The sequence below is a fragment of the Actinokineospora sp. NPDC051303 genome (assembly GCF_055586285.1).
Genome location: NZ_JBVJIN010000101.1, coordinates 1 through 6,018, shown reverse-complemented (window position 1 = coordinate 6,018; position 6,018 = coordinate 1). Strand labels below are relative to the sequence as shown.

6 protein-coding genes are annotated in these 6,018 nt (G+C 69.7%); 3 read left to right on the top strand and 3 right to left on the bottom strand.

Annotated elements, in window-relative coordinates:
* Positions 1 to 96: 96 nt before the first annotated feature.
* Complete coding sequence (locus ACZ6SD_RS32750; protein WP_465320905.1) at positions 97 to 240, bottom strand: hypothetical protein; 144 nt, start codon at positions 238 to 240, stop codon at positions 97 to 99.
* A 157-nt stretch (positions 241 to 397) separates the two neighbouring features.
* Between ACZ6SD_RS32750 and ACZ6SD_RS32745 the strand changes: the two genes are divergently transcribed.
* Genes ACZ6SD_RS32745 through ACZ6SD_RS32735 form a run of 3 tightly spaced genes read left to right on the top strand, consistent with a single transcriptional unit; the run spans position 398 to position 3,631 of the window.
* Complete coding sequence (locus tag ACZ6SD_RS32745; RefSeq protein WP_465320904.1) at positions 398 to 1,570, top strand: PP2C family protein-serine/threonine phosphatase; 1,173 nt, start codon at positions 398 to 400, stop codon at positions 1,568 to 1,570.
* Positions 1,563 to 3,191 carry a sensor histidine kinase gene (locus ACZ6SD_RS32740; RefSeq protein ID WP_465320903.1) on the top strand — a complete coding sequence of 543 codons (1,629 nt, stop codon included), beginning with the start codon at positions 1,563 to 1,565 and terminating at the stop codon, positions 3,189 to 3,191. Before ACZ6SD_RS32745 ends, ACZ6SD_RS32740 begins: the two co-directional genes overlap by 8 nt.
* The gene (locus tag ACZ6SD_RS32735) at positions 3,188 to 3,631 is read left to right on the top strand and encodes a response regulator (RefSeq protein WP_091447054.1); all 444 of its coding nucleotides are present in this window, start codon (positions 3,188 to 3,190) and stop codon (positions 3,629 to 3,631) included. Before ACZ6SD_RS32740 ends, ACZ6SD_RS32735 begins: the two co-directional genes overlap by 4 nt.
* Before the next feature lie 6 nt (positions 3,632 to 3,637).
* On the opposite strand, the gene ACZ6SD_RS32730 is transcribed toward ACZ6SD_RS32735, so the two are convergent.
* Together ACZ6SD_RS32730 and ACZ6SD_RS32725 are read right to left on the bottom strand one after the other, a co-directional pair.
* Complete coding sequence (locus tag ACZ6SD_RS32730; RefSeq protein ID WP_465320902.1) at positions 3,638 to 4,243, bottom strand: hypothetical protein; 606 nt, start codon at positions 4,241 to 4,243, stop codon at positions 3,638 to 3,640.
* Between the two features lie 74 nt (positions 4,244 to 4,317).
* Positions 4,318 to 5,787, bottom strand: a complete 1,470-nt coding sequence (locus tag ACZ6SD_RS32725; RefSeq protein ID WP_465320901.1) for an SDR family NAD(P)-dependent oxidoreductase — start codon at positions 5,785 to 5,787, stop codon at positions 4,318 to 4,320.
* Between the last annotated feature and the right edge of the window lie 231 nt (positions 5,788 to 6,018).

Sequence of the window (6,018 nt, the reverse complement as noted above, 5' to 3'; positions counted from 1 at the left end):
AGGCTCCCCACCCGTCTTTCCCACGACGGGATCTTCCTTCGTAGGGGCCCCAAAGAAACCACTCCACCCCATCGAGCAGACAGACCCCAGCCAGCGTCAGCGCCGCCGCAACCGAGACACCGCCGCCTTCGCCCGCTCCCGATTACGCGGATCCGCCGCGATCCCACGCGCCTTCTCAGTCAGCGCCTTGCCCTGCGGCCCACGAAGGAACCCCTTGATCCGGTCCAGCAATCCAGCCACCGTCATCTCCTCACGTCCGTGTCAGCTCGGCGGGGACATACCCCGCATGCACCCGCGTCAACCGCGCGCGTCCCACGAGCGCGACATCGGGACACGGTTAGGATCTGTCGACTGAATTCCTCCAGGCCATGGGAGCCGGTGTTGCATGGATGCTGTCGTGGCATCGCGGGAGTTGGTGCGGGTCCTGCTGGTCGAAGACGACCCGGGTGACGCGCTGCTCGTGGAGGAGCTGCTCGCGGAGGTGAACGCGCCGTTCCGGCTTACCAGGGCGCATTCGGTGCGGGAGGCGGAGCCGCTGCTGGCGGGTCAGGACTGCGTGCTGCTCGACCTCGGCCTCCCCGACGCGACCGGGTTGCAGGCGCTGCGCCAGTTGGAGCGGGCCAGGGCGGATGTCGCCGTCGTCGTGCTCACCGGTTTGGCCGATGAGCAGCAGGGCATGGCGGCGGTCGCCGCGGGCGCGCAGGACTACCTGGTCAAGGGGCAGGTCGACGGCGATCTGCTGAGCCGGGTCATCCGCTACGCCGTCGAACGCGTGCGCACCGAGGAGATCCAGCGCCAGCTCCGCGAGGAACGCCTGCGCGCCACCGAGAAGGCCCGTCTCGAACGCGGCCTGCTGCCTTCGCCGCTGCTGGACGACCCGCGCATCGACGTCCACTTCTCCTACCAGCCGGGCCGGGAGCGGATGCTGCTCGGCGGCGACTTCTACGATGTCGTGGAGAGCGCGGACGGCACCGTGCACTGCGTCATCGGCGACGTCTGCGGCCACGGGCCCGACGAGGCCGCGTTGGGGGTGTACCTGCGGGTCGCGTGGCGGTCGCTGGTGCTCGCCGAGCGCCCGGTGGACGAGGTGCTGGCGACCATGCAGCGGCTGCTGGTCCACGAGCGGCACCTGGACGGGCTGTTCGCCACCGTGTGCATGCTCTCGGTGGCGCCGGGCCGTGACGCCGCCGAACTGCGGTTGGCGGGGCACCCGCCGCCGGTGCTGGTCGCGGACGGCTCCGTGCGCCTGCTCAACGGCGCCGTCGGGGTGCCGCTGGGGGTGCTGACCAGCGCGAAATGGCCGGTCACGACGGTCGACCTCGGGGAGGACTGGTCCGTGTTGCTCTACACCGACGGCCTGATCGAGGGCCGCACCGGTGACACGTCCGAGCGCCTGGGGGTCGACCGGCTCGCCGAGCTGGTCGGTGTCCTGGCCAAGCGCGACGCGCATTGGCAGGCCGAGGTGTGCGACGACCTGATCCGCGAGGTCTGCGACCTCAACCAGGGCGACCTGGTCGACGATGTCGCCGCGCTGCTGCTCAGCAGGCTTCCGGGAGGCGCCGGTGGCTGAGGAAGTCGTTCCCCGCTGGTCGCGGGATGGCAAGGGCGGCGCGCAGTGGCCGCTGCGCCGCTGGCTGTCGGTGACGATCGGCGTGCTGGTGCTGGTGTTCGCGGGCGCGGTCCTCGCCGTGTCGCTGGCCATCTCGGCGCTGAGCGCCGAGCGGGACGCGCTGGTCGACCGGATCGACCCGGCCGTGCAGGAGGCGCTGCGGCTCGACACCGCCCTGGTCGACCAGGAGGCCGCGCTGCGCGGCTTCGCGCTCACCGCCCGCGAGGACTTCCTCGCCCCCTACGGCGAGGGCGTCGACCGGCAGGACGCGGCCATGTCCCGGTTGCGGGGGCTGGTCGGCGGGCACCGCGGGATCGCCGCCGAACTCGACCGGGTCCAGCGCGAGGCCGACCTGTGGCGCTCGGAGTACGTCGATCCCAGCGTCGAGCGCGTCCGCGCGTCCGGGGTGCTCAACGCCGCGCGGAACGCCGAGGGCAAGGAGCGCTTCGACCAAGTCCGCGCCTCCACAATCAGCTTGCAGGACACGTTGTCCGCCGCCCGGGACGACGGCAGGGCCGCGCTGACGACGGCGGCGAACCGGGTGGTCGTCGTCTGCGTCAGCGTCGCCGCCGTGCTGCTGGCCGTGTTCGTGCTGCTCACCGTCACGCTGCGCGCGGCCGTCGCCCGCCCGCTGGTCCAGCTCGCCACCCGGGTCCGCCGGGTCGCCGACGGCGACTTCCAGCACGCGCTGCGGGTCAGCGGCCCGCGGGAGGTGACCGAGCTGTCCGGGGACGTCGACTCGATGCGCCGTCGCATCCTGGACGAGGTGTCGGTGCAGCGGGAGATCAACGCGGAGCTGGACTCGCGCACGGAGGACCTCAAGCGGTCGAACGCGGAGCTGGAGCAGTTCGCCTACGTGGCCTCGCACGACCTGCAGGAGCCGTTGCGCAAGGTCGCGAGCTTCTGCCAGCTGCTCGAACGCCGCTACAAGGGCCAGCTTGACGAGCGGGCCGACCAGTACATCGGGTTCGCGGTGGACGGCGCGAAGCGGATGCAGGTGCTCATCAACGACCTGCTGGCGTTCAGCCGGGTCGGCAGGCACTCGCGGGAGCATGTCCCGGTCGACTGCGCCGATTTGGTCGCCCAGGCCAAGGCCAACCTCGCCGAGAGCGTCGAGGAAAGCGGAGCCGAGATCGAGGTCGGCGACCTGCCGACGGTGCTGGGGGAGACGCCGCTGCTGACCGCGGTGTTCCAGAACCTCATCGGCAACGCGATCAAGTTCCGCGGCACGGAGCCGCCGAGGGTGCGCATCACCGCTGAGCGCGACGCCGAGCAGTGGCTGTTCTCGGTGTCGGACAACGGCATCGGCATCGAGGCCGAGTACGCCGAGCGGGTGTTCGTGATCTTCCAGCGGCTGCACAGCAAGGAGGCCTACCCGGGCACCGGCATCGGCCTGGCGATGTGCCGCAAGATCATCGAGTACCACGGCGGCCGGATCTGGCTCGACCCCGAGGCCGAGCGCGGCACCCGCTTCCTGTTCACCCTCCCGGCGATCCCCGCCGCCGACCCGGCCGCCGAGAGCACCGAACCCGACACCGCCGAACCTGACACCACCGAACCCGAGAAAGCCGAGGTCACGTGACCGAGCCGAACGACGTCAAAGTCATCGACGTGCTGCTGGTAGAGGACGACGACGGCGACGTCCTGATGACCCGAGAGGCGTTCGAGCACTACAAGATCCGCAACCAGCTGCACGTCGTCAGCGACGGCGAGCAGGCCGTGCAGTTCCTGCGCCGCGAGGGCCAGTACGCCGACGCCCCACGCCCGGACCTGATCCTGCTCGACCTCAACCTGCCCCGCTTCGACGGCAGGCAGGTGCTCGCCGAGATCAAGGCCGACCCGGCGCTGCGGCTGATCCCCGTGGTGGTGCTGACGACCTCCGAGGCGGAGGAAGACATCCTGCGCAGCTACGAGCTGCACGCCAACGCCTACGTCACCAAGCCGGTCGACTTCGACCGCTTCATCGAGATCATCAGAAAGATCGACGAGTTCTTCGTGACTGTGGTCAAGCTGCCCAGGTAGGACCCTTTACGGGGCGTTGTTGACAGCGCTTACCGTGAGGGTCTTAGACACGGTTTTCGCCCCCTTGGGCCAGAGCGTGTAGGTGTGCGTGGTCTTACCCGCTGTCGGATCGCAGGGGAACGCCAGTTCGAGCTGTCCGGTCGCCGGGTAGTCGCTGCCGTAGCCGCCGTAGACGTCCGGGTTGTCCACCGAGAGCGCCGCGCCGGGCGCGCCGGACACCTTCCACGAGATGACCACGTCCTGCCCGGGGGAGGAAAACGGCGCGTCCGGTGTGCCCCGCACCGGGCAGGTCGGCTGCCGCACCACGGTGAAGCTGTCGATCCGCGCGCCCGAGGGCGGGGTCGTCGTTGTCGTCGTGCCCGGCTTGCGGCTGGTCGTCGTGGTGATCCGGCCGCCGCCACCGTCCGAGCCGCCCCGGGTGTCCACCGGCCGCACGGTCTCCGTCTGCGTCTCGGTGATCGTCGTGGCGACGGTCGAGGCGGACACGACCGGCGCGGCGGGCGCCTGGGTCGCCGGTTGTCCCTCCGCGCGCTGCACGGTCGTGCAGCCGACCGCGCCCGCCGCCAGCGCCAAGCCCAGTGCCAGCCCGCCGAGTCTTCGCTTGTGGTCCATGCCGGTCCCCGCCGTTCTTCTCGCTTCCCCTTATGTGAGAAGACGTGTCGGGGCTGATGAGGTTCCGCGCGGGGCTACCAGGGGGCGGGGGCGTAGTCCTTCAGGAAGCAGCCCCGGATGTCCTCGCCCGCCTCGCCGCGCACGATCGGGTCGTACACCCGCGCCGCGCCGTCCACCAGGTCGAGCGGGGCATGGAACCCCTCGTCGGCCAGCCGCATCTTGGTCGGGTGCGGCCGCTCGTCGGTGATCCACCCGGTGTCGACGGCGGTCATGAGGATGCCGTCGGTCAGCATCTCTTCCGCGCTGGTGCGGGTGAGCATGTTCAGCGCGGCCTTGGCCATGTTCGTGTGCGGATGCCCCGGCCCCTTGTAGGCGCGGCTGAACTGCCCCTCCATCGCCGACACATTGACCACGTACTTGCGCCGCGCCGGTGCCGCCGCCATCGCCTGCCGCAACCTGCTGACCAGGATGAACGGCGCGGTCTGGTTGCAAAGCTGGACTTCGAGCAACTCCATCGGATCGACCTCGTGCACCCGCTGCGTCCAACTGTTGACCGGGTGCAGGTCAGGCACCAGCCCACCCGCGTCGATAGCGGTGTTGTCGGCGATCCGATCAGGCGCCGCCGACCCCGCCGTGAGCGCCAGCGCGGTCAGCGGATGCACATCATGCGATGCCATCGCCTCGACCGCCCCCACCAGCGCGGCCGGGTGCGCGTCACTCGTGCGCCCCAGCGACAACACCTCGGGCAACGGCCCAGCAGGCAACGGCGCCGACTCGGCCTCAGCCAACAGCGCATAAGACCCGGGAGACCGCCGCACAGTCTGCGCCGCGTTGTTGATCAGAATATCGAGCGGCCCCCGCGCGGCCACGGTGTCGGCCAGGTCCACGACCTGCGCCGGATCACGCAAGTCGATCCCCACCACGGTGAGCCGATCCAACCACTCTCCGGCATCCGGCATAGCCGCGAACCGACGCACCGCGTCATTGGGGAACCGGGTGGTGATCGTGGTCTGAGCCCCATCGCGCAACAACCGAAGCGCGATATACATCCCGATCTTCGCCCGCCCCCCGGTCAACAACGCCCGCCGCCCAGTCAGATCGGTGCGAGCGTCCCGCCGAGACCGGTTCAGCTCCGCACACGGCGGACAAAGCTGGTGGTAGAACGCGTCAACCTGGTGGTAGCGCTGCTTGCAGGTATAACAGGACCGAGCCCGCAACAAGGTCCCAGCGGAAGCCCCGGCAACGCTGGACACCAACGGAATCCCCTGCGTCTCATCATCAATCCGGTTACGCGCCCCCGTAGCGGTGGCCTCGGTAACAGCCCGATCGGCCTCGGTCACCGCCGCCCGCTTAGCAGCCCGCCGCCGCAACCGAACCGACTTGTAAATCCGAGCCGTAGCCCGCCGAACAGCCACAGCGTCAGGATGCTCAGTCGGCAACTCATCGACCTCGGCAAGCACCGCCAAGCACTCCCGCAGCCGCTCCGGATCAATCCCCGGCCCGTGCTCGACCCGCTCGATCTGGTCGTCCTGAATCGCTGTCACTACCGCCGCTCCCACTCGCCTACGTCCGAACAACTGTAGAACGTGCCCAACTCAGCAAGCCCGCCCCTGTCAGACGCTCAGTGGGATGGGGGTGGAGCAGCGCACCCGCCACCCACCACCCACCACCTGCCAAGCAGCACCAACGCTGCCAGGTGCTCGATGGGGTGGAGTGGTTTCTTCGGGGGAGAAGGAAGATCGCTAAGCTGGCTCCGCACGTGTGAGGCCGAAGGC

Bases quoted from the DNA above. Each gene is read 5' to 3' on its own strand.
- ACZ6SD_RS32730 (WP_465320902.1), bottom strand. From the start codon at position 4,243: ATGGACCACAAGCGAAGACTCGGCGGGCTGGCACTGGGCTTGGCGCTG.